The organism is Nocardia sp. NPDC004860 (assembly GCF_040609015.1).
Lineage (GTDB): Bacteria > Actinomycetota > Actinomycetes > Mycobacteriales > Mycobacteriaceae > Nocardia.
Genome location: NZ_JBEXJI010000012.1, coordinates 144,742 through 164,286, shown reverse-complemented (window position 1 = coordinate 164,286; position 19,545 = coordinate 144,742). Strand labels below are relative to the sequence as shown.

The window sequence follows — 19,545 nt, the reverse complement described above, 5'->3', positions numbered from 1 at the left end:
GGGCAGTGTACGAACCGGAAGGAGCGCGCTCCTATGCCACCACGCAATCTCCACCCCGAAATGGTCCGTGAGCCACCCGCGGGCCCCACGGTGCCGACTCTCCTGGACGGTGTGTCGTGGCCCGGCTTCGCCCTGCTGCTGGCCGGTGTCATCGCGCTGGCCATGACGCCCGGTAGCGGCTGGACCGATCTGTGGGCCGCCGCGGCCGCGATCGCACTGATCGCCGGGATCGGCTGGATCACCGTCGAACATCGGCGGTACCTGGCTCGGCACGAGCCGCCGACGGCTGGAATGGGCACGATGGGCCGGACGCCCAATGTGACCGATCGAGCCCCGGACCGGTCTGCGTCGGCTCGGGGCTCGCTCGGGGGTAATCGCCCATGATGATCGCTCAGCATGTTTGACGGCTCTGGACAGTACCGGGCCGGAGTGCCGCCGATCCGGAGCTGTGGCCTGAGACACGCACACTGTCCAGTGGCTGTTGCCGCTGCCGCCCGGCGAAAGGCGGTCACGGGTGGTCGAGCAAGATAGGTGGCGATTTCCCCGAGGTACAAGGAGAAGTAAGTGCAACGCATCGGCGTGATCGGCGGCGGCACCATGGGTGCCGGCATCGCCGAGGTGGCCGCCCGCGCAGGCGGGTCGGTCCTGGTTCTCGAGCGCGACACCGCGGCGGCCGACGCCGCCGTCTCACGCATCGAGAAGTCCCTGGCCCGCGCGGTCAAGTCCGGCCGCCTCGAGCAGGCCGCGGCCGACGAGGCCCGCGCCCGCATCACCCTCACCACCTCGATCGACGACTTCGCCGACCGAGAGCTGGTCATCGAGGCGGCGCCCGAGATCGAGACGCTGAAGACCGAGTTCTTCGCCAAGCTGGACGCCATCGTCTCCCCCGAGACCATCCTGGCCACCAACACCTCGTCCATCCCGGTCATCCGGCTGGCCAATGCCACCGCCAACCCGGGCCGCGTCGTCGGTGTGCACTTCTTCAACCCGGTCCCGGTGCTGCCGCTGGTCGAGATCGTGGTGACCCTCAAGACCGACCGCGAGGTCGTCGACAAGGTCACCGCCTACGCCCGCGACATCCTCGGCAAGCGCACCATCGAGTCCAAGGATCAGGCCGGCTTCATCGTCAACGCCCTGCTGATCCCGTACCTCTGCAGCGCGATCCGCATGTTCGAGACCGGGTTCGCCAGCGCCGAGGACATCGACGAGGGCATGGTCAGCGGCTGCGCCCACCCCATGGGCCCGCTCCGCCTCACCGACACCGTGGGCCTCGACGTCACCCTCGCGGTCGCCGAATCCCTCTACGCCGAATTCGGCGAACCGCAGTACGCGCCCCCGGTGCTGCTGCGCCGCATGGTCGACGCGGGCTACCTCGGCCGCAAGACCGGCCGCGGCTTCTACACCTACTGACGCCGGAGGGCCGCCGCCGGGCAACCGGCGGCGGCGAGCACCTAGCGTGGTCGGCATGACCGGCAACGAACTCGGCGACTTTCTGCGCGCCCGCCGCGCGGCACTGCGTCCCGAGGACATCGGGCTGATCTCGCACGGCCGCCGCCGGGTGGCGGGGCTGCGCCGCGAGGAGGTCGCCGAGCTCGCCGGAATGAACAGCGACTACTACACCCGCCTGGAACAGGGGCGGGAGCGCCACCCGTCGGCGCAGATGCTGGAGGCGCTGAGCGGTGCGCTGCGACTGAACGAGGCTGTGCGCGAACACCTCTACCGCCTCGCGGGGGTGGCCCCGCCGGTGCGACAACCGAGCCCGGACGAGACGGTCAGCCCCGCGCTGCGCCGCATCGTCGACGGCTATCCGGCCGCACCGGCCCTGGTGCTGAACCCGGCCATGGACATCCTCGCCGCCAATGTCATCGCCCGCGCGTTCTTCTCCGGATTCCCCCGCGTCGACAATCTGGCCCGCATGACCTTCCTCGAACCGGCCGCTCGCCGGTTCTGCGTCGACTGGACGTGGACCTGCCAGGCCATGGTCGCGGGCTTCCGGCAGGCGGGGGCGTTGTATCCGGACGATCCACGCCTGCGTCACGTGGTCGCCGAACTCACCACGGCCAGTACCGAATTCGCCGAACTGTGGCATTCCTACACGCTGTGCACCGCGACGACCGAGCCCCGGGAGTTCTGCCATCCCGAGGCCGGTCAGCTGTTCCTGACCTACGAGTCCTTCGATGTGCGCGGCGCCGCGGGCCAGCGGCTGATGGTCTATCAGGCCGAGCCCGGCAGCCCGACCGCCGCCCGCCTGGCGCGCCTGGCTGCTGCGCGAGCCTGGGTATAACGCACCCAGGCAACCGATCGGTTCTGGTACCTACCATCACCGACCGTGAAGCCATTCCCCCACACGCACACTCGGCCGCATCGGATCGCCGCGGCGGGCGCGACCCTGCTCGCGGTGGCGGCCGCCGGTCTGGCCGCGCCGGGAACCGCGCGGTCCCAACCGGTTTCATGCCCTGCTGTCACCGTATCGACCGTTGCCACCGCGGTGATCCCGTTCGTCGACTGGGCCGAGAACCTCGGATTCGACGCGCAGGGCAACCTGTGGGTCGCGCGGCTGTACCGGAATGAAGTGCAGCGCTACGACAGTGCGGGCCGGGTCACCGCGACCGTCCCGGTCAGCTCGCCCGGCGCGATCCGCCTCGGCCCCGATCAGCTGCTGTATGTCGTCTACGGCGACAACTCGGTGAACCTGCTGTCCGGCCGTCACGACAGCGGTGTCGTCCGTTTCGACCCGACCGCCGCCGCACCGGTTCCCGAGACCTTCGTCGGCGGCCTGAGCATGGCCAATGGTGCGGCCTTCGACACCGAGGGCAGCCTGTACGTCGCCGATACCGGGTCCGGGGTGGTCCGGGTCCGCCACGATGGCACCGTCGACACCGAGTGGTCGGCACAGGCGAAGATATTCGGCGTCAACGGCATTGCCGTCCATGATGATTCGATCTACACGACGGTTTACCTCACCCCGCAGGGCAGGCTCGTCCAGATCCCGATCGCCGACCCGACCCGCCAGAGCACCACTACGGACACCCCACTCGCCGACGACCTGGCGGTCGGCCCCGGCGGAGTCCTCTATGCCGCCACGACCTCCGGCGCCCTGCTCCGCGTCGACCCCGGCACCCACACCAGCTGCTCGCTCTTGACCAGGGACCCGTTGGCCGCGGTGGCGACGGTCCCCGGCTCGGACCGGGATCTCATGGTTGCCACCGGCCGCGGTGACGTGCTGCGCGTACGCCTCGACGACCGAGTCGGGTGACTCCGGCCGGCGGGAGCTGGCCTCCGCAGGCGGTCTGTGCGGGCGCGTCGAGGACGGTTCAGGGCCGCCGAACGGGTCCGTCCGGCGGTGGAAGATCGGGGTCACTGCCGCTGTCCGGTGCGGATCCCTCACCCGCGGCGGGTCCGATTCTGCGCGGCCGAGCCACAGGCCGGATACCGGTGGCCGGGGCATCGTCACCGGCTCGCTTGCGCCGCATGGCGCCGAGGTCGATGACACTCCCCTCCTGCTCGGCACTGCCCGAATCGCTGACCGGAGCGGGGTACGGCCCCGGGCCCGGGTCGACCGGCCACCACCCGGTCTCGCGCTGCAGCTCTGATCGCAGCACCGGCCTGGTCGGCGCCGGATCGTAGACCGAGCCGCCTTCCGGACGCCACGGCTGGTGCGGACGCTCGACGGCTTCTTCGTTCTTGCGCCGCGGGCGACGCGGCAGCCTGGTGATCTTCGACGAGGCATCCCCCGCGTCGGCGTTGCCGCGCTCGGCAGCCTTCAATGCCTCGAGCTGCCTGCGTAGCCGCTCGACCGCATCGAACCTGTTCCCGCCGGGTCCCGGCAGGGATCCACGTCCTGGTACTTCCCGATCCGACATCGACCTAGCCGCCGACGGGCGCCGCGGCACCCGCTCCCGCCATGACCGCCCGGACGCCGAGCCGATCTCCGAACTTCTTCTTCATTGCGTCGCCCACGCCCCTATTCTCCCTCAGTCCCGCCGCGGCCGGTGCGCCCGCTCGGTTCCGGGCAATCAAGAGCACACTTCCCGATACACAATCCGCGGCCCGAGGTCAAGATCCGAGGGGCCGACTCCGTCAGATATGGGCGCGATCAGGCGAAGGTCGTGTGCATCTCCCAGATCAGCAGTTCGCTCGGCTCGACAGCGGTGACCCGATGGCCGCCGGTGGCGGTCAATCGCACGGCGTCACCCTGGGCCAGCAGGCCGGAGCCCTCGAATTCGACACTCCCCCGGGCCACGAAGACGTGGCCGTAGGGCGCGTCCGGAATCTGCACCGTATGGCCCGGCTCCAGGCGCGCCGCGTGCAAGGCCGCATACCTGTTTCCGATGACGATCGCTGTACGGTCGCGGTCGCGCGGGATGCCCGATGCGACGGTGATCAGCGAGTTCCCCGCCAACTCCGCGGTGATGTCCCGCTCCTGGTATCCGGGAGCGGCTCCGGGTTCGTGGGGCGGCACCCACATCTGGACGACGTGCAGGCGCTGCCGCTCCAGCAGGCCGGCGCCGTTGCGCTCCGAATGCAGAATCCCGGTGCCCGCGCTCATCCGCTGCGCCATACCGGGATGAATCAAACCCGAATGCCCCGCCGAATCCTGGTGGACCACCGTCCCTTCCAGCACCCAGGTCACGATCTCCATGTCACGATGCTGATGGGTGTCGAACCCCTCACCGGGGTCGACGATGTCCTCGTTGTGGATCATCAGCAGCCCGTGGGCATTCGCCGCCAGATCGAAATTGCCGGTGGCCGGAAACGACTGCCGGGAATCGAGCCACTCGTTCCGCCAGCGCCCGCGATCCGCGCCCGGCACAACCCGAACACCCGCTTCACTCACCGCCACCGCTCACCTCCGCAACCGATCCCTCCCGCCTCTGTAACCCAACGGGCGAGCCGACATTCCCGACCGTGACGCCGAGGCGGGCCTGCCGCGCCGGTTGCGATCCCGCCGACCGCCGTCCGGAGCCGACCGATCTCCAGCGGCAGCCGGTCCGGAGGGACAGCCACGCGACGACCGGTTCACCGTGGCAGCGGCAGCAATTCGACCAGGGTGCCGCGGCCGGTTCCCGGCGGGAGGAGTGCCAGGGCGTGGGCGTTCAGGAGGTTGGCCAGGTGTGGGGTGCCGACGGCGCCGATGGCCCGCCACACTCCGCCTTCGACCTGCCGGACGGGGACGATGCGGCGGCAACGCGGTGCCGAGCGCGTCGCGGACCTGGCCGGGCCTCAAGGCTCCGGTGGCGCGAATCTCGTCGCCGGTGAGGAGCAGGTCGGCGCGCAGCGAGCCCCGGTTGCCGGCTTGGCGGATCGGGCCTGCCGCGCAGAAAGAGGTGCGGCAGTTCAGTTTCGATCTCACCGGTGCTGGGCTGCGGTACGAGGTCGGGGACGCGCTCGGGGTGCGACCGGCCAACGATCTGGGACTGGTGTGGGAGTTTCCTGGCCACCACCGGGCTCGACCCCGCCGCCGTCGTCGAAGTCCCCAAGGTCGGGCCACTTCCGTTGTCGGTCGCGCTCGAAGACCATCTCGACCTGACCAAGATGACGCCGGAGCTGCTGCGCTACCTGACCGAACGCAGCGCCACCCCGTACCTGAGAACCCTGCTGCGCCAGGACAACAAGGGCGAACTCGCGAAATGGCTGTGGGGCCGCCAACCTGTCGACATCGCCGCCGAGCATCCCCGGCTGGCCGACCCACAAGGCTGGGCGGACATGCTCAAACGCATTCAACCGCGCCTGTATTCGACGCCGATGCCTACGTCAAGAAGCTCGCCGCGGACAAGCGCTACGTCCGCGACGTCTACTGAACTCGCCGACCTGGTCCGAAGCAGTCACCCCCGACATCCGAGAATCGCACTTGCGGTGTATCAGGGCCGGTGGAACCTCATCCGCGGATAAATAGGCTCTCCGGCACCGCACATTCGCCTACGCTTGGTGAATGAACGTGCCGGACCTACCAGCGGAACTGGTCGATCTGATCGGCCAGTACGAGTTCGCCTTCCTGGTCAGCATCGGCGACCTCGGACCGCACACCACGCCGCAGCACCCCACCCTCACCGGCGGCAGCTTCACCATCACGGCACCCGGACCCGTGACCTGCCGCAATATCACCGCCAACCCGGCGGTCACCCTGCTGTGGCCACCATCCACCTCGGATGGTCACGCCCTCATCATCGACGGCCACGCCACCCTGCGGGACTACACCCTCGAGATCGCGCCGACCCTGGCCGTACTCCACCACACAGCCACCTCGACCGCGACATCCCGGCGATGCGCGGACTGCCGGCGCTTCAACCTCGCCCCGCCCGCCCAACTCACCCGCCTCGGCCAACTCCCCCGCACCGGAAGCTAACCGCCGAACCTCCACAACCCCGAAAATCGTTTTACCGCTTCGGATCCCGTTGCTACCGTGGTTCCAGCACCTCCACCCGACGACACCGGAAAGGCGGCCCCCATGACCGAGCTGATTCAGCCCGCAACCACGCTCCTCGCCCGCCTGCTCCGCATCCGACTCGGCATCCGGAGCGTCTCCTAGCGGCCTCGGCATCACCGCCCCGCCAGGGCCGCTTCCGGGCAAAAGCCACGGAGAGCGGCCCTTTCCACATCCCCTCACCCCATTCCCTCGTAGCCCAAGGGTAGAGGCAACGGTCTCAGGTGCCGTCGAGTGTGAGTTCGAATCTCACCGAGGGAACCAACCCACCCAACCCCGCGCACTTCAGCGCCGAGTAGATGTCAACGCCGACATCCGCGCGGGGTCAAGTGCCCGTAGCTCAGTGGAAAGAGCACCTGTCTACGAAGCGGGAGATCGAAGGTTCGAATCCTTCCGGGCACATCAACTTTCGATGAAGTGCGGTAAGCCGACTTCCACCGCTCACGGTCTTTGAGGGCCCGTCGAATCCCTTCGCATCATGTGAGGTTGTCCGGCGGAGTTGGATGGGTGGTATGCGATCTCGGCTGCACCGATGAATTTCGGGTGGATTCGTCGTCGACTCCTCTGGATAGGCCGAGAGACAGGAGCCAGCTATGACGAGACCGTTTCGATTCGGGGTCGTTGCCCCGCTCAGATCCGACCTGCCGACGTGGCGAGATCGTGTGCGCCGCATCGCCGACAGCGGCTACTCGACGCTGCTGGTGCCCGACTTCCCGCTGATGCAGCCGGCGCCCGCCCCCATGCTGGCCACCGCCGCGGCCCTGACCGACCTGCGCGTGGGCACCTGGGTGTACGCCTCTCCGCTCCGCCCGGCCTGGCTGACGGCGTGGGATGCGCACTCGCTGTCGCTGTTGACCGAGGGGCGCTTCGAGATGGGCATCGGCACCGGCAGACCGGGAATCGAGGACGAGCTCCGCGACAAGGGAATGCCCTCCGTACCGCCGCCCTACGAGCGGCTGGCCCAGGTCCGTGAGACCGTCCAGCGGCTGCGAGATCTCGACGGCCCCGACCGTCACACGCCCGTGGCGATGGCCGTACTCGGTCCGAAGGCCCGGGCGTTGGCGGCCGAGGTCGCGGACACGGTCACCTTCGTGCTCGGGGATCAGCCTCGGGGCGAGGTCGAGCGGCTGGCACGCGACTTCCGCGCCACCAGCGACGCCGAACTCGCGCTCGCTGTACCGGTTATCGGCGATACTGTCGCACCGCACATGGCGCCCCCCGATACCGACACTGCCGCGCTTCACGCGGCGGACGCGATGACCGTCCTTCCGGATGACCCGGCCGCCGCCGTCGAGGAAATCCAACGGCGACGGGAGGAGATCGGCTTCTCCTATTTCGTCTTCGGCGCCGACGTCGCCGACAGGTTCGCTCCGGTCGTCGCCGAGCTCGCCGGACGTTAGTTGCCCGAACAGCTATTTCAGCTTCGAGCGATCCACTGTTGCATGGCGGCTGCGACCATCGAGTCGCCGTGCGCGCTGGGGTGCCAGGGGAACCCGAGCGGTTCGGTGTGTGGGTCGAACGCTCCGTCCACCCAGGGATCCGCAGTGCAGGCGCCGTGCCCGGCGGTGACCGCTCGGGTGTCGAGGAAGTTCACGTTCAGAATGCCGGCGGCCTCGCGCTGGGCCGTGTCGATCCGGTCCAGGAACCCGGTGACCGCGCCGGCCCGGGGCTGGACCACATTGATGCCGAGGATGTTCGCGCAGGCGGAATCCTGGCCGGGAGAGTGTATTTCCGGGTATCCCACGAAAACGATCCGCGCGTTCGGAGCGTAGTAGCGGATGTACTCCACCGCTTGGCGGACTCGATCGGCATAGGCCTGACCGGTGACGGTGTCGAGGTTGGGGGCGCGGCCCTGCGCTGCGGCTTCCGGACCGCAACCATCGATCAGGTCGGTCAGGCACGTGAAGGCACGAGACAGGGCGACCGGGTTGTCGGTTCCCCAGGCATCGTTCATGCCGAGCTGAATCGTCACGGTCCGGGTGCGTGGTCCGAACGCGCTATCGGACACGGCCCGTTTCACCTGGTGCACCAGGGTCCAGCCCGAGGTGTCGATCGTGCCGCCCTGACACGAGGTGTCCTCGACGTCGTCCGGCGACAAGCCGATGCGCTGCGTCAGCTGCGTCGGCCATGATGTAGGCACGTGCTTGCAGCCGGGGTCCCCGCCCGCGTTCAGCAGGTCGAGGATTTCCCCGTTGGCGGAGAAGGAATCGCCGATCACCACAAGGGTTTTGCCGTCGGCGGTCTCCGCCGTGGTCGGCGGCGCCATCGCGGTGAGCACCGCTGCGGTGCCGCAGACCGTGGACGCTGCAAGCAACCGCAACCGAGCCGAACTCTTCAAGCTGTGTACCTCTTATCGATCCGTTGCGAAAATATGCGAAGCGCGACCGCTTCAGATTCGAACGCCTACTGTAGCGGCGCGCCGGTAGCGCCGCCGATCGATCGCGAATTCGGCGGAGACCCGAAGTTCATCGCGCTCCAGATTTGTCGTGAATGCTGAACGTGCCACCCCGAGGGACCAGACGGCTCCGGCATGCAGGCCGCTCGGACGGCACGTTCGACGCGGATTCGGGGGGTGCTGGGCCGGTTGGTCCCGCATCGCGCGACCTACCGGCCCACCACCTCAGCCCAGCGCCGAAACGACTGCGGCGTCGCTGATTTCGAGCAGGCGGCGGCGCGCCTTCGGATCGAGGGCTTGTGCGTGCGGATGGGCCTGCCTGGTGCGGTTGAAATAGCAGCCTGTCGTCTGTGACAGGTCCGGATCGCAGATCAGGCGGAGGGTCGCGGCCGCGCCTTCGGCGACGGTGCTGATCGGCGTGGTGCCGGATTCCAGCACCATGGTGGTCGCCATGAGGGTGGCCGGGTGCAGGGCGTTCACGGTGACACCGGTTCCGTCGAGTTCCTCGGCGTACTCGATGGTCGCCATGATCATCGCCAGCTTGGCGCGGCAGTAGGCGGTGTACACGTCGTAGTCGGGCTCGGGGGTCGGATCGTCGAGGTTGATCTCCTGCTGCCCGGCGGAGGCTACGTTCACCACCCGCGCCGGTGCCGAGGCCCGCAGTAGCGGAAGCAACCGCCGTGTGAGCCGATACGGAGCCAGATGGTTGACCGCCCACAGTAATTCGTTGCCGTCGGCGCCGAGTGCGCGTCTCCCGTCCGACCGGCCTCCGGTGCCGGCATTGTTCACCAGCACATCCAATCGTGAAGTGCGGGCGATGATCTCGTCGGCCAGCCGGTCCACCTCCGCGAGTCGCGACACGTCGGCCAGGATGACCCGCGGAGCGTGTCCACTCGCGGCCGTTATCTCGGCCGCGACCGCGGCGGCCCGATCGGGGTTGCGGCCGTGCAGGATCAGGCGGGCGCCCGCCGCGCCGAGACGCACCGCGAGTTCGCGGCCGAGTCCGTCCGTCGCACCCGTGATCAGCACCGTGCGATCAGCCATGCGGTCGATACCTTTGTCGCTCATAACCTTTCCTTGCCGTACCGACCTCGCCAGGATGCTCGAGCGGAATTCACGGCAGTGTCTCCGCCGTGGCGACGAGCGTCGCTCGGCCCAGGATGTGACCTGCGATGGTGAATCCGAGCAGAGCAGGCGTGGAGTCGGAGGCGATGCCGATGTCGTCGACATCCAGAGCGTGCACGGTGACGAAATAGCGGTGCTCACCGTGCCCCGCCGGCGGTGCCGCACCGATGTATCGAGGCAGGCGCGCGTCGTTCGGCACTTGGAAGGAGCCGGTCGGCAACCCGCTGCCCGCGTCGTCTCCGGCGCCCTCGGGAAGGCTCGTGGTCGTGGCCGGGATGTTGGCGACAGCCCAGTGCCAGAAGCCGGAGCCGGTAGGAGCGTCGGGGTCGTACACGGTCACGGCGTAACTCTTGGTGCCCGCCGGGGCGCCACTCCAACTCAGTTGCGGGGAAACGTCTTTGCCGCCGGGGGCGCCGGAGGACCACTGTGCGGGTCGCCAGGCGGCGCCGTCGCTCACCGTGGCGCTGGTGACCGTGAACGAGGCTGCCTCGGGGAGCCGGGCGAAGGGGTTGTTTGCACTCATGTGTCGTGCCTTTCGAGTCATGTCGGACAGGCAAGATCGACGATATCAGAAATAATCGATTATTTTGGAGATCGTCTATCATCGGACCATGACCAGGGCAGCCCACACCCCGACCTCACCGGAGAAGCAGATGCTGTCCGAGCAGATCTACGCACACCTGCGGCACGCGATCATGCGCGGCGAGTACGCGCCCGGTGACGCGCTCAAGCCGCAGGATCTGGCCAAGCAACACGGTGTGAGCCTGGCCGTGGTGCGCGAGGCGCTGGTGCGGCTGGTCGGTGAGGGTCTGGCCGAACGGCTGACCAATCGCGGCTTCGCGGTCCCGGCCTTCTCCGATCGCCGCTGGCAGCAGATCGGCGAGGCCCGCCGGACCATCGAGCCGGTCCTGCTACGCATGTCGATCGAACGTGGCGACGTCGGCTGGGAGGGCGATGTCCGAGCCGCCCACCACCGCTTGGCGCGCACACCGGCATTCACCCCGGAGGACGGCGAGTACTACAGCGAGGCCTGGGCCGAGGCCCATCGGGTGTTCCATCGCACCCTCTTGGCGGGGTGCGGCAACCCGGTGTTGCTGGAGACCTTCGACCGGATGTGGGTCGCGAGCGAGCTGGCTCGCCGCTGGTCGGCACACCGCGCCCCCGACCGCGACGCCATCGACGAGCATCGCCGATTGGAGGAGGCGGCGCTGGCCCGTGACCCCGACACCGCCGCCGACCTACTGACCCGACACCTGACCCTGACGACGGCCGCACTGGCGGAACAAGAAGGCTGACAGACACCGCGGCAGAATGTTCCAGTCCCAGAACGCTGTCCGAGTTCTACCGGCCGATATCCAGGCCGGACAAGCACCCGGCATTCGGCAGCGCACGGCGTACCGAGGACACGAGCATGCCGAGATCCGTTGTAGTGAAATGGATCCCGCGTGGCGCGCGGAACTGGCGGCCCCGCCGGTGCCATGCCCGAACTCGGCGAACCCTCGGCCAGACAACGACTGCGGGACAACGACCTCGATACCGCCGTTGCGCATCGCGTGAATTCCGCTCATTCCGGAGGCTGTCGCGTCGAGCCCACAATGACGGTCGAAGCCAGTGCGGGTGAACGCTTTCGCGGTCCGGCTCAGCGTTTGCCGTCGCCGACGGGCTCGATGGGTCCGGGTTGATCGCCGAGGCGGGCGTGTAGCCGATCTCGGATCTGATCCGGGGTGTAGGCGCGGCGTTTGCGTTCGGACCGCACGATGACCACACCGGTCGCCGCGACACCCGCGGCCCCTGCCAAGCCGAGCACCTTCCACCAGCGCATGCGCCTAGGCTAGTCGCTGTGCAAGGTGAAGCGCTCTCGAGTATCGGTTTGGATGGCGCGGTCGAGCTCACGCGGACCGGCGATCTGTGGCTGTTCCGCGGGCATACCGGTGCCGATCGCGCGATCCGGGGGCTGACCAACAGCCCGGTCAATCATGTCGGCATGGCGGTTGTCATCGATGACCTCCCGGCCCTGATCTGGCACGCCGAGCTCGGCCGGGCGCTGCCGGACGTCTGGTCGGGCAACCACCATCGCGGTGCACAGCTGCACGACCTGCGGGCCGCGATCATGCGCTGGGCCAACGATTATGGGCAGCAAGCGTGGATTCGCCAGCTGGATCGGCCGGTTACCCGCGAGATGGAAGATGCCGCGCTGCGGATGGTCGCGCGGCTGGACGGCATGCCCTTTCCCTCTACCAGCGCGCTCGCGGGGCGGTGGCTACGGGGCCGGGTGCCGCTGCCGAAACGATCGGGAACGCTCGAAACCGACGCCGGTCTGGAGAACGCGTACTGCGCGGAGATCGTCGCCATGACTTATCAGGCCATGGGCTTGCTGCCCGAGAAGCGTCCGAACTGGTATGACCCGGGCAGGTTTTGGAGTGGCGACAATCTGCGTCTGGCCGACGGCTATCACCTCGGCGGGGAAATCACGGTGCACGTTCCCGCACGCTGACGCCCCGACCGCATCCCCAGACGGCCGACTCTGGCTCCGTCGCCTAGGGGTTGTAGATTTCCACGAAAGCGTTGGTGGCGACCGCGAAGACGCCGGGTCCGGTGCCGGTGCAGGCCGCCGTAATACGCTCACCCGACGGGGTGAAGGGGTAGCTGAGCACCTTGTAGGGACCGACGGCGTACAGCGGGAACGGCCCGCTGGCGTAGAGGCCGACGCAGTCGAGGTGAAGGACGTAGTTGGATCCACCGTCGGGCTGGCAGACTGCCGACGCGTCGAACAGACCCTTCGTCACGGTGCAGTCCTGTGGCGCGGCCTGCGCGGTACCCGACCCGACGACGGCCGCGAAACCCAAACCCGAAATGCCCGCGATCGCAACCCGTCCGGCGACACTCAACGACCTGTTCATGAAGACCCTTCCGATTGGCGTTGTGTTGTTCGTCGTCGCCGAGCCCAATTTTGTTTCCATTCTGAAGTTTTGGTCCTCCCCGGCCCGCATCGCGGAACGCTACAGCCGTGAAATACGGTCGGGTCGTGACAGGTCATGGCGATTCGAGGGTCGGTGGAGTCGATCATGGGTAAGCCGAATCGGAAGCATCGGGCGGCCAAGCAGCGGGCGCGATACGGCGGTGCCGACTTTCCGGGCATGCCCGGTGGGACCGAGGGGCGGCCGCCGACCGCTGAGGAGATCGGCAATGCGATCCTGGCGGCCGCCATGGAATCGGCCCAGCGTGGGGTGAGGGGCGGATCGGTACAGCGTGATCCGGTTGTCATGTTCGCCGGCCGGCTCGCCGCTGACGACCCGCTCGTTCACGAGGTGGAGCGGGGTGTGCACCTGGCGGGGCAGCACCTCATGACGCGCGCCTTCCGGAATGGCTGGTTGCCGGCGGACATTCAGCAGGCGGCGCGACGGCGGGTCGACGACTTCGCGGTCAGCTTTCTGATCGACACCGTGGCGGACTCCGTGCGGCCCTTCGCGCCTGCGACCGTCGACGACACCTGGGTTGCTCAGCTCGGTGAATTGGCGGCCGAGGCCTGGTGGTCGGATTCCTCGCCGCATTTCGGCCAGTGGGCGGCGAAGCACATGCTGACCACCACCGAAGCGCTCACCACCGTGATCGAGGCCCTCGCACTGCTGCTCCTGCTGCCGAAACTGGAACTCATCAGGCCCCTGCCCGGCACCGCACGTCCGACGGCCGTGGTCCCCCATCATGTCGACGAGAAGGTGCTCGGCCGCGTTCGCGGACTGCTCGCCAAAGCCGAGTCCACGTCCTTCCCCGAAGAGGCCGAGGCCCTGTCTGCCAAGGCACAGGAGCTGATGACCAAGTACGCGCTCGATCGGGTGCTCGTCGACGCCGACACCGCCGTCCCGGATCTGCCGGGGGCACGGCGAATGTGGCTCGATACCCCGTACACCGACGCGAAGGCGCTGCTGATCGACGTCGTCGCCAAGGCCAATCGATGCCGCGCCGTCTTTTCCTCGGCATGGGATTTCATGACCATCGTCGGCGACGACGCGGATCTCGACGCGGTGGAGTTGTTGTCCACCTCACTGCTCGTGCAGGCCACCAGGGCGATGATCGCGAACGGCGACAAAGCCTCCCGAGGCGACAAAGCCTTCCGAACCGAGGAGGCACGCAGCCGGACGTTCCGGAAATCGTTCCTCGTCGCCTATGCCACCCGCATCGGGGAGCGCCTGGATGCGGCCACCGCGGCCACCATCGCGGAATCGGCTGAGCCGGAACGACTGCTGCCGGTCCTGGCCTCACACCAGATCGCAGTCGACGCGGCTTTCGACACCCTGTTTCCACAAGCCCGGAATCGCGGAATCACCATCCGCAGCGCCGCAGGCTGGGACGCCGGCCGAGTGGCCGCCGACCGCGCCCACCTCGACCTCAGGCCGCGTCCGGATGCCGGCTGAGCAACCGCTCGGCGGCGTCGTACTCGTAGAGTTCGGCATAGCGTCCCCAGTCGATGGCGATCCGCAGTTGTCGCCGCGCGGCGTCCTCGGTGAAGCCCCGCCGCAGCAGGTCGAGGAAGAAGCCGTCGCGCAGCCGCTGGTTGCGCGCACTGGTCAGCGCGTGGTCGATCGCCGCGACCAGGGGCGCCTTGGCTCGCGCCAGCCGCGCGAAAATGGCCTTGGCACTGTCGATATCGGCCTCGGCGAACAGGGCGCCGTCGACGGTGAGCTCGATATCCCCGTCGGCGGTGGTGGCCAGCCCCAGCATGGTGGCGGCGTCGACCAGCGGCATCAGATCGTCGATCTCGAAGCGTAACCCGCCCGCCAGATCCGGCAGGTCCGCCCGCCCGCCTCGAGCGGCCACGAAATCCAGCATGCCGCCGATTCCGTCCACCCCGGCATCGGGCAGCGGCCGGGTGGTAGGGGTGGGGGTGATGCTCGGCCAGTCGCCATCGAAGGTGGCGTCGGTGAGCATCCGATAGGCCTGGTCCACCAGCGCCTGGAACCCCGCGCCGCGCGGGTCGCGCGGTTGCGGGAGCTTCACCTGGATCTCGCCCTTGATTCGCCCGGGATTGTTGTCCAGCACCAGGATTCGGTCGGCCAGCTGCACGGCCTCCTCGATATTGTGGGTGACCATCAGCATGGTCTTGGTCGGGAAGGCGGTCTCCGCCCACAGTCGCATGAGCTCGCCGCGCAGGTTCTCGGCGGTCAAGACGTCCAGCGCCGAGAACGGTTCGTCCATGAGCAGCACCTCCGGCTGCACCACCAGGGCGCGGGCGAATCCCACTCGCTGGCGCATACCGCCGGACAGCTCTTTGGGATAGGCGTTCTCGAAGCCGTCCAGGCCGATCATGTCGATGGCGTCGGTAACCCTCTCTGCGCGCTCCCAGACCGAAATCCCTTGGGCGCGAAGGCCGAGTTCGACGTTCTGCCGCACGGTCAGCCACGGCAGCAACGCGAAGGTCTGGAACACCATGGCGGTATCGGCATTCGGCTCGGTGATCTCGGTCTGCCGGATGCGCGCGGACCCCGCGGAGGGGAGCATCAGGCCCGCGATGATCCGCAGCAGCGTGGACTTGCCGGAGCCGGATTTGCCCAGCAGCGCGACGATTTCACCCTCCTGCAACTCGAGGCAGACATCCGAGAGAACCGGCAGTTGCTCGCCGGAGGGGTTGGTGAAGTTCTTGGTGACACGATCGACGGTGATGATGGGGGCCGACACGGTGTGTCCTCCTTTCGAAAGGTGTTTCAGCTCAGTGAGAATCGCCGTTCGGCGGTGCGCTGCAGGCGTCGCCACAGCAGGCGGTTGATCGTCACCGTGACCACGCTCATCACCACGGTGCCGAGCAGCACCTTGGCGAAGACGTCGTCGGTGGTGGCATTGGTGATGTACGCGCCCAGGCCGTAGGCCTCCATATGCGTGTTCCCGGCCTCCACGACCTCGCCGACCAGCGTGGCGTTCCACGCGCCGCCGAACGCGGTGATCGCGCCGACCACGTAGCCGGGTGCGATCGCGGGCAGTATCAACGACTTCCAGCGCTGCCACCCGTGCACGCCGAGATCGTCCATGGCCTCGCGCAGGTCCGTCGGGATCTGCCCGGCCGCCGCGATCACATTGAACAGCACGTACCACTGCGCACCCAGCGCCATCAGCGCGATGCCGCCGATATTCAGTGAGATACCGGTGTAGGTGAGCGCCGCGATGACGAAGATGAACAGGAACTGGGCCGGGAAACTGGCCAGCACCTGCACCACCGGCTGTGCGAACCGGCAGATGCGCGGATTCATCCCGATCCACACGCCGACCGGCACCCACACGATGGTGGAGACCACCAGCAGCACTATGACGCGGCCGAGGCTGGCCAGCCCCATCAACGAGGTCGGCCCGAATTCGGCCAGGCCCACGGTTCTGTCGAAGTAGGAGGCGAGCGCCCAGGTGCCCCAGGCGAGCGCGGCGAAGAGCAGTCCGAAGAAGAGCACATCGCCGATGCGGCTGCCCGCAGGCTCGACGTAGGCGGAACGGGTGCTGCGCCCGAAGACCCGCATGAGGCGATCGCCCCGCTCACCGACCGGCCGTAGCACCCGGGCCAGCCGGCCCGGCACCGTGCTCTGCCGCAGCAGGTCGAGCACCAGACTCCGTGGGGCCTGCGCACTTTCGGTGTGCTCCACCCGGAATCGCTCCGACCACGCCGTGAGCGGCCGCCAGAACACCACGTTCACCAAGACGATGGTGAGCACCATGACCAGCGCACCCACTATGAGATTGCCGGCCTCGGCCTCGGAGGTGGCCGCGGCGATGAAGCTACCCATGCCGGGCAGCGCCTCGTCCCGGCCGGATACCGTGATGACCTCCGAGGCCGCGAGCATGAACCACGCGCCGCCGAAGCTCATCATGCCGTTCCAGATCATCGGCACCATGGCTGTAGGCACCTCCAGCTGCCACAGCCGCTGCCAGCGGGTGAGCCGCATCATGCGGGCCGCATCATCCAGCTCCCGGGGCATATTGCGCAACGCCTGGTAGTAGGCGAAGGTCATGTTCCAGGCCTGCGCGGTGAAGATGGCGAAGATGCACGCCGCCTCCGCGCCCAGATACGAGCCGTGGAACAGGCCCACGAACGCGGTGACCGTGATCGAGACCAGGGCCAGCACCGGCACCGACTGCAGCACGTCGAGCGCCGGGATGAGCACCTTCTCGGCCCGCCGCGAGCGCGCCGCCCACTGGCCGACGATCAATGTGAAGAGGATGGACGCCGCCAGGCCGATGAACATGCGCAGCGTGGTGCGGGCCGCGTAATAGGGCAGGTTCGCGGGATCGGTTGATACGGCCTCGGTTCCGGTATCCGGCGTCCAGGGCACCGACATGTCCCGAAACAGCCTCAGCACCAGCAGGATCAGCAGCACGCCCGCGCCGATGATCAGGTAGTCCACCGCTCGGAGCCGGTCGCGTGCCCGCGGCACCTCGGGAGTCGTCTTGGGGCGGTCCGGAATTGCCAATTCGAGAGTCATTGCTGTTCACCTCGCTCCGAGCGGCTTCGTCGCAACTCAGTTGGTCGATTCGGCGGAGACCGCGGGCGGTGCGGTCATGACGTTGTAGGCGTGCACGGCCGCGGCCAGCACCGCCGGTGCGCCGATCAGCAGGTTGAAAGCCACGACGCCCATCGCGGCTCCGGCCACCGCGCCCTCGAGGCAGCCGGTGACGGCGCCGGGAATCGCCAACGTGCCCAACGTCAATGCGCCGACCGCGAGACCCTGACCCGCGCCCAGCAGGACGCAGCCCAGCGGCGCTCCGATGACGGCACCCAGCAGCGTGCCCACCGCCAGGGCCACGGTGAGCTCGTTGTTGACATTCTGGAAGACGGTATTCATCCGATCCTCGAAGCTGTCGGGATCGGCAATCTGCTGTGCCGCAGGGCCTTCGGCATGCGCCTCCGCGGCGGCGTGCAGCTCCGCGGCGATGCGTCGTTCCTCGGTGCTGACCGGCCGGGCCCGATCCGGGCGCGGGGTGAGGGTGGCGCTGTCGCCGTCGATGCGGGCGTCGATCGGGTACGTCGTGTCCTGCTTCGTGATGGTCAGCGGGATCACCCCCACGACCACGCCCTGCGGGTCGAGGATCTGCAGCTGGTCGGTGGTGGTTCGGAGCGTGCCGAGGTCGGTGCGCAGCACCACCGATCGGTCCACGATCCGGGCGTCGCCGGACACGGCCGGAGCTGTCACAGCGTCGGCGAGCCGGACGTCCGGTCCGGGTGCCGCGGCCGAAGCGGCGGCAGGGGCGACCAGTCCGGCGGTGGTCAGCGCCGCGGTGGCGAACGCGAGCAAGCGAATTCTCATCGGGATGTTTCCCCTCGGGATACCGCTGCCCGCATCGGTTTCCGGGCAGCATCGAATACCGTCGGGCACGGTGGTGCCGACGGGTCGGATATATATGCGAATCTCCGAATTCATTCGTGAAATGTGCATGCGAATAGTCCGGTGCCGCGCGGGCGGCATCGTGATATCGGAGAATTACGTGCGTCGAGATATCGACGCGGTGTTGGTGTGGTGGCTAGCGGCCCGGACCGAGGCGGAGGGGCCGACACGGGGATCCCGGGTCATCATCGGGTGCCATCTTGCTACCCGACCTCCTCACTGGTAGAACGCGATTCGTCAACGCACGGGGGAGGTCGCCCGAACTCTCGGGGCGGACGCACACCCCTCTCGTCAGAGTTTTGGCACTGCACGACGTGTTCCGAATCGGAGTGTTCCGAATCGGAAAGCCACTTTGGATTACCCCTTGAGCCGGAGAAATCTGTCCTAACCTTGGGCGTCTCTCGACGTCGTCAGATCAGTGGCCTGTGTTCGTACAGGAGCCTCGCCTATCGAGGTGCAACAGGGAACCTAGTTAAAGACTCGTTAAAAGTCAAAACCCGCTATTCGCATATCGGCGAGCGCTATGTCACAGCGGCGCGTGGGACCGCGGCCCGATTGCCGCGGTGCCCGGACCGGAGATGTCCTGCAGCATGGGCGCCGGAGGAAGATGAATGCCGCCCGCCTACACCTGTCCGGTCGTTCGCTGGGAGCGCGACTTCCAGACCAGTAGCGCGGCTTGGGCTATGAAGAAAATACCGCCGCCGGTGGCGTAGACGGACAGGACATCCAGGGATGGGGAGGGGGCGGTTGCCTGGGCGACGTAGACGGCGCCGACCAGGAAGGACAGGCCGCCGGAGATGAGGGTGGGCCATTGTCTGCCCAGGGTGGGGCCGCGGCGGTAGAGGCCGACCGCGAGTTGAGCCGCGCCGGATATCGTTGCCCAGGAACCGAATACGGCCAGGATGGCGGCCACGCCGCCGGCGGTTCCGGCGATGCCCAGGGCGATGGCGGCCAGGGTGCTCAGGGTGCCGTTGAGGGCGGTCACGCGGCGTTCGGAGCCCTCCGGTACCGCGAGCCAGTCGATGGCGGAGGACACCGCGTCGATGAGGGGGTAGGCGATCAGCAGGGTGAGCGCGACGGCGTTCAGGGTGTCGTGGGCCGCGGCGAAGGCCAGGGCCCACGCTATGGCCAGGAGGCCACGGACCAGGGACAGGCGGATCAGCGACGAGCGCGCGGATATCGAAACAGGCTGTACCGCAGTGGTGTTCATGGAACCTCTTCCATTCGATCGGGGTGAGGCAAGA

Annotated in this window: 22 protein-coding genes, 2 tRNA genes and 1 riboswitch; of the genes, 12 read left to right on the top strand and 12 right to left on the bottom strand. The window is 67.9% G+C overall.

The features are described from left to right. Nucleotides 1–33 precede the first annotated feature (33 nt). From ABZV44_RS22760 to ABZV44_RS22745, 4 genes are all read left to right on the top strand, one after another. A complete protein-coding gene (locus ABZV44_RS22760) occupies nt 34–384 on the top strand; it encodes a hypothetical protein (RefSeq protein ID WP_354839521.1) in 351 nt (116 codons plus the stop codon). 180 nt (nt 385–564) lie between these two features. Continuing rightward, entirely contained in the window at nt 565–1,410 is an 846-nt protein-coding gene (locus ABZV44_RS22755) for a 3-hydroxybutyryl-CoA dehydrogenase (protein ID WP_354839518.1), read from the top strand. 55 nt (nt 1,411–1,465) lie between these two features. Beyond that, a complete protein-coding gene (locus tag ABZV44_RS22750; protein WP_354839516.1) occupies nt 1,466–2,284 on the top strand; it encodes a helix-turn-helix transcriptional regulator in 819 nt (272 codons plus the stop codon). Between the two features lie 45 nt (nt 2,285–2,329). Beyond that, nucleotides 2,330–3,256, top strand: coding sequence for a hypothetical protein (locus ABZV44_RS22745; protein ID WP_354839513.1), 927 nt, complete (start codon nt 2,330–2,332; stop codon nt 3,254–3,256). Nucleotides 3,257–3,314: 58 nt separating this feature from the next. On the opposite strand, the gene ABZV44_RS22740 is transcribed toward ABZV44_RS22745, so the two are convergent. The 3 genes from ABZV44_RS22740 to ABZV44_RS22730 all read right to left on the bottom strand — a co-directional run bounded on the left by ABZV44_RS22740 (nt 3,315) and on the right by ABZV44_RS22730 (nt 5,148). After that, entirely contained in the window at nt 3,315–3,863 is a 549-nt protein-coding gene (locus tag ABZV44_RS22740) for a hypothetical protein (RefSeq protein WP_354839510.1), read from the bottom strand. A gap of 233 nt (nt 3,864–4,096) precedes the next feature. Beyond that, nucleotides 4,097–4,843, bottom strand: a complete 747-nt coding sequence (locus tag ABZV44_RS22735) for a pirin family protein (protein WP_354839507.1) — start codon at nt 4,841–4,843, stop codon at nt 4,097–4,099. Between the two features lie 176 nt (nt 4,844–5,019). Then, a complete protein-coding gene (locus ABZV44_RS22730; RefSeq protein ID WP_354839505.1) occupies nt 5,020–5,148 on the bottom strand; it encodes a hypothetical protein in 129 nt (42 codons plus the stop codon). A 348-nt stretch (nt 5,149–5,496) separates the two neighbouring features. Here ABZV44_RS22730 and ABZV44_RS22725 point away from each other — a divergent pair, with 348 nt between their 5' ends. The 5 genes from ABZV44_RS22725 (at nt 5,497) to ABZV44_RS22705 (ending at nt 7,824) form a co-directional block, all read left to right on the top strand. After that, nucleotides 5,497–5,892 carry a hypothetical protein gene (locus ABZV44_RS22725; RefSeq protein ID WP_354839502.1) on the top strand — a complete coding sequence of 132 codons (396 nt, stop codon included), beginning with the start codon at nt 5,497–5,499 and terminating at the stop codon, nt 5,890–5,892. Nucleotides 5,893–5,932: 40 nt separating this feature from the next. Then, a complete protein-coding gene (locus tag ABZV44_RS22720) occupies nt 5,933–6,346 on the top strand; it encodes a pyridoxamine 5'-phosphate oxidase family protein (RefSeq protein WP_354839499.1) in 414 nt (137 codons plus the stop codon). Between the two features lie 266 nt (nt 6,347–6,612). Continuing rightward, nucleotides 6,613–6,688: transfer RNA gene (locus tag ABZV44_RS22715), tRNA-Leu, on the top strand. 65 nt (nt 6,689–6,753) lie between these two features. Next, a tRNA-Arg gene (locus ABZV44_RS22710) sits at nt 6,754–6,826 on the top strand. Between the two features lie 191 nt (nt 6,827–7,017). Then, a complete protein-coding gene (locus ABZV44_RS22705; RefSeq protein WP_354839496.1) occupies nt 7,018–7,824 on the top strand; it encodes an LLM class flavin-dependent oxidoreductase in 807 nt (268 codons plus the stop codon). A gap of 17 nt (nt 7,825–7,841) precedes the next feature. Here ABZV44_RS22705 and ABZV44_RS22700 read toward each other — a convergent pair whose 3' ends face one another. From ABZV44_RS22700 to ABZV44_RS22690, 3 genes are all read right to left on the bottom strand, one after another. After that, entirely contained in the window at nt 7,842–8,762 is a 921-nt protein-coding gene (locus tag ABZV44_RS22700) for an SGNH/GDSL hydrolase family protein (RefSeq protein WP_354839493.1), read from the bottom strand. 282 nt (nt 8,763–9,044) lie between these two features. Then, nucleotides 9,045–9,887, bottom strand: coding sequence for an SDR family NAD(P)-dependent oxidoreductase (locus ABZV44_RS22695; protein ID WP_354839490.1), 843 nt, complete (start codon nt 9,885–9,887; stop codon nt 9,045–9,047). 46 nt (nt 9,888–9,933) lie between these two features. Next, the gene (locus ABZV44_RS22690; protein ID WP_354839488.1) at nt 9,934–10,467 is read right to left on the bottom strand and encodes a YbhB/YbcL family Raf kinase inhibitor-like protein; all 534 of its coding nucleotides are present in this window, start codon (nt 10,465–10,467) and stop codon (nt 9,934–9,936) included. An 88-nt stretch (nt 10,468–10,555) separates the two neighbouring features. On the opposite strand from ABZV44_RS22690, the gene ABZV44_RS22685 reads away from it, so the two are divergent. Then, the gene (locus ABZV44_RS22685) at nt 10,556–11,239 is read left to right on the top strand and encodes a GntR family transcriptional regulator (RefSeq protein WP_354839485.1); all 684 of its coding nucleotides are present in this window, start codon (nt 10,556–10,558) and stop codon (nt 11,237–11,239) included. 344 nt (nt 11,240–11,583) lie between these two features. On the opposite strand, the gene ABZV44_RS22680 is transcribed toward ABZV44_RS22685, so the two are convergent. Continuing rightward, nucleotides 11,584–11,766 carry a hypothetical protein gene (locus ABZV44_RS22680; RefSeq protein WP_354839483.1) on the bottom strand — a complete coding sequence of 61 codons (183 nt, stop codon included), beginning with the start codon at nt 11,764–11,766 and terminating at the stop codon, nt 11,584–11,586. Nucleotides 11,767–11,784: 18 nt separating this feature from the next. Here ABZV44_RS22680 and ABZV44_RS22675 point away from each other — a divergent pair, with 18 nt between their 5' ends. After that, the gene (locus tag ABZV44_RS22675; RefSeq protein WP_354839480.1) at nt 11,785–12,438 is read left to right on the top strand and encodes a hypothetical protein; all 654 of its coding nucleotides are present in this window, start codon (nt 11,785–11,787) and stop codon (nt 12,436–12,438) included. 43 nt (nt 12,439–12,481) lie between these two features. Here ABZV44_RS22675 and ABZV44_RS22670 read toward each other — a convergent pair whose 3' ends face one another. Continuing rightward, a complete protein-coding gene (locus tag ABZV44_RS22670) occupies nt 12,482–12,844 on the bottom strand; it encodes a hypothetical protein (RefSeq protein WP_354839477.1) in 363 nt (120 codons plus the stop codon). A gap of 165 nt (nt 12,845–13,009) precedes the next feature. Between ABZV44_RS22670 and ABZV44_RS22665 the strand changes: the two genes are divergently transcribed. Beyond that, nucleotides 13,010–14,356 carry a DUF2786 domain-containing protein gene (locus ABZV44_RS22665; RefSeq protein ID WP_354839474.1) on the top strand — a complete coding sequence of 449 codons (1,347 nt, stop codon included), beginning with the start codon at nt 13,010–13,012 and terminating at the stop codon, nt 14,354–14,356. Here ABZV44_RS22665 and ABZV44_RS22660 read toward each other — a convergent pair. The 4 genes from ABZV44_RS22660 to ABZV44_RS22645 form a co-directional block, all read right to left on the bottom strand. Next, nucleotides 14,331–15,617, bottom strand: a complete 1,287-nt coding sequence (locus ABZV44_RS22660) for a nitrate/sulfonate/bicarbonate ABC transporter ATP-binding protein (protein ID WP_354839472.1) — start codon at nt 15,615–15,617, stop codon at nt 14,331–14,333. The genes ABZV44_RS22665 and ABZV44_RS22660 overlap by 26 nt on opposite strands. 26 nt (nt 15,618–15,643) lie before the next feature. Continuing rightward, nucleotides 15,644–17,401, bottom strand: a complete 1,758-nt coding sequence (locus ABZV44_RS22655) for an ABC transporter permease subunit (protein ID WP_354839470.1) — start codon at nt 17,399–17,401, stop codon at nt 15,644–15,646. Between the two features lie 36 nt (nt 17,402–17,437). Continuing rightward, nucleotides 17,438–18,223, bottom strand: coding sequence for a hypothetical protein (locus ABZV44_RS22650; protein WP_354839467.1), 786 nt, complete (start codon nt 18,221–18,223; stop codon nt 17,438–17,440). 354 nt (nt 18,224–18,577) lie between these two features. Beyond that, nucleotides 18,578–18,762: riboswitch (M-box (ykoK) riboswitch) on the bottom strand. Between the two features lie 161 nt (nt 18,763–18,923). Beyond that, nucleotides 18,924–19,511, bottom strand: coding sequence for a DUF308 domain-containing protein (locus ABZV44_RS22645; RefSeq protein ID WP_354839465.1), 588 nt, complete (start codon nt 19,509–19,511; stop codon nt 18,924–18,926). Nucleotides 19,512–19,545: the final 34 nt, after the last annotated feature.

Coding starts and splice junctions, on each gene's coding strand:
- ABZV44_RS22680 (WP_354839483.1), bottom strand. CDS start 11,766: ATGCGCTGGTGGAAGGTGCTCGGCTTGGCAGGGGCCGCGGGTGTCGCG.
- ABZV44_RS22670 (WP_354839477.1), bottom strand. CDS start 12,844: ATGAACAGGTCGTTGAGTGTCGCCGGACGGGTTGCGATCGCGGGCATT.
- ABZV44_RS22705 (WP_354839496.1), top strand. CDS start 7,018: ATGACGAGACCGTTTCGATTCGGGGTCGTTGCCCCGCTCAGATCCGAC.
- ABZV44_RS22695 (WP_354839490.1), bottom strand. CDS start 9,887: ATGAGCGACAAAGGTATCGACCGCATGGCTGATCGCACGGTGCTGATC.
- ABZV44_RS22750 (WP_354839516.1), top strand. CDS start 1,466: ATGACCGGCAACGAACTCGGCGACTTTCTGCGCGCCCGCCGCGCGGCA.
- ABZV44_RS22665 (WP_354839474.1), top strand. CDS start 13,010: ATGGGTAAGCCGAATCGGAAGCATCGGGCGGCCAAGCAGCGGGCGCGA.
- ABZV44_RS22690 (WP_354839488.1), bottom strand. CDS start 10,467: ATGAGTGCAAACAACCCCTTCGCCCGGCTCCCCGAGGCAGCCTCGTTC.
- ABZV44_RS22655 (WP_354839470.1), bottom strand. CDS start 17,401: ATGACTCTCGAATTGGCAATTCCGGACCGCCCCAAGACGACTCCCGAG.
- ABZV44_RS22650 (WP_354839467.1), bottom strand. CDS start 18,223: ATGAGAATTCGCTTGCTCGCGTTCGCCACCGCGGCGCTGACCACCGCC.
- ABZV44_RS22740 (WP_354839510.1), bottom strand. CDS start 3,863: ATGTCGGATCGGGAAGTACCAGGACGTGGATCCCTGCCGGGACCCGGC.
- ABZV44_RS22720 (WP_354839499.1), top strand. CDS start 5,933: ATGAACGTGCCGGACCTACCAGCGGAACTGGTCGATCTGATCGGCCAG.
- ABZV44_RS22760 (WP_354839521.1), top strand. CDS start 34: ATGCCACCACGCAATCTCCACCCCGAAATGGTCCGTGAGCCACCCGCG.
- ABZV44_RS22645 (WP_354839465.1), bottom strand. CDS start 19,511: ATGAACACCACTGCGGTACAGCCTGTTTCGATATCCGCGCGCTCGTCG.
- ABZV44_RS22685 (WP_354839485.1), top strand. CDS start 10,556: ATGACCAGGGCAGCCCACACCCCGACCTCACCGGAGAAGCAGATGCTG.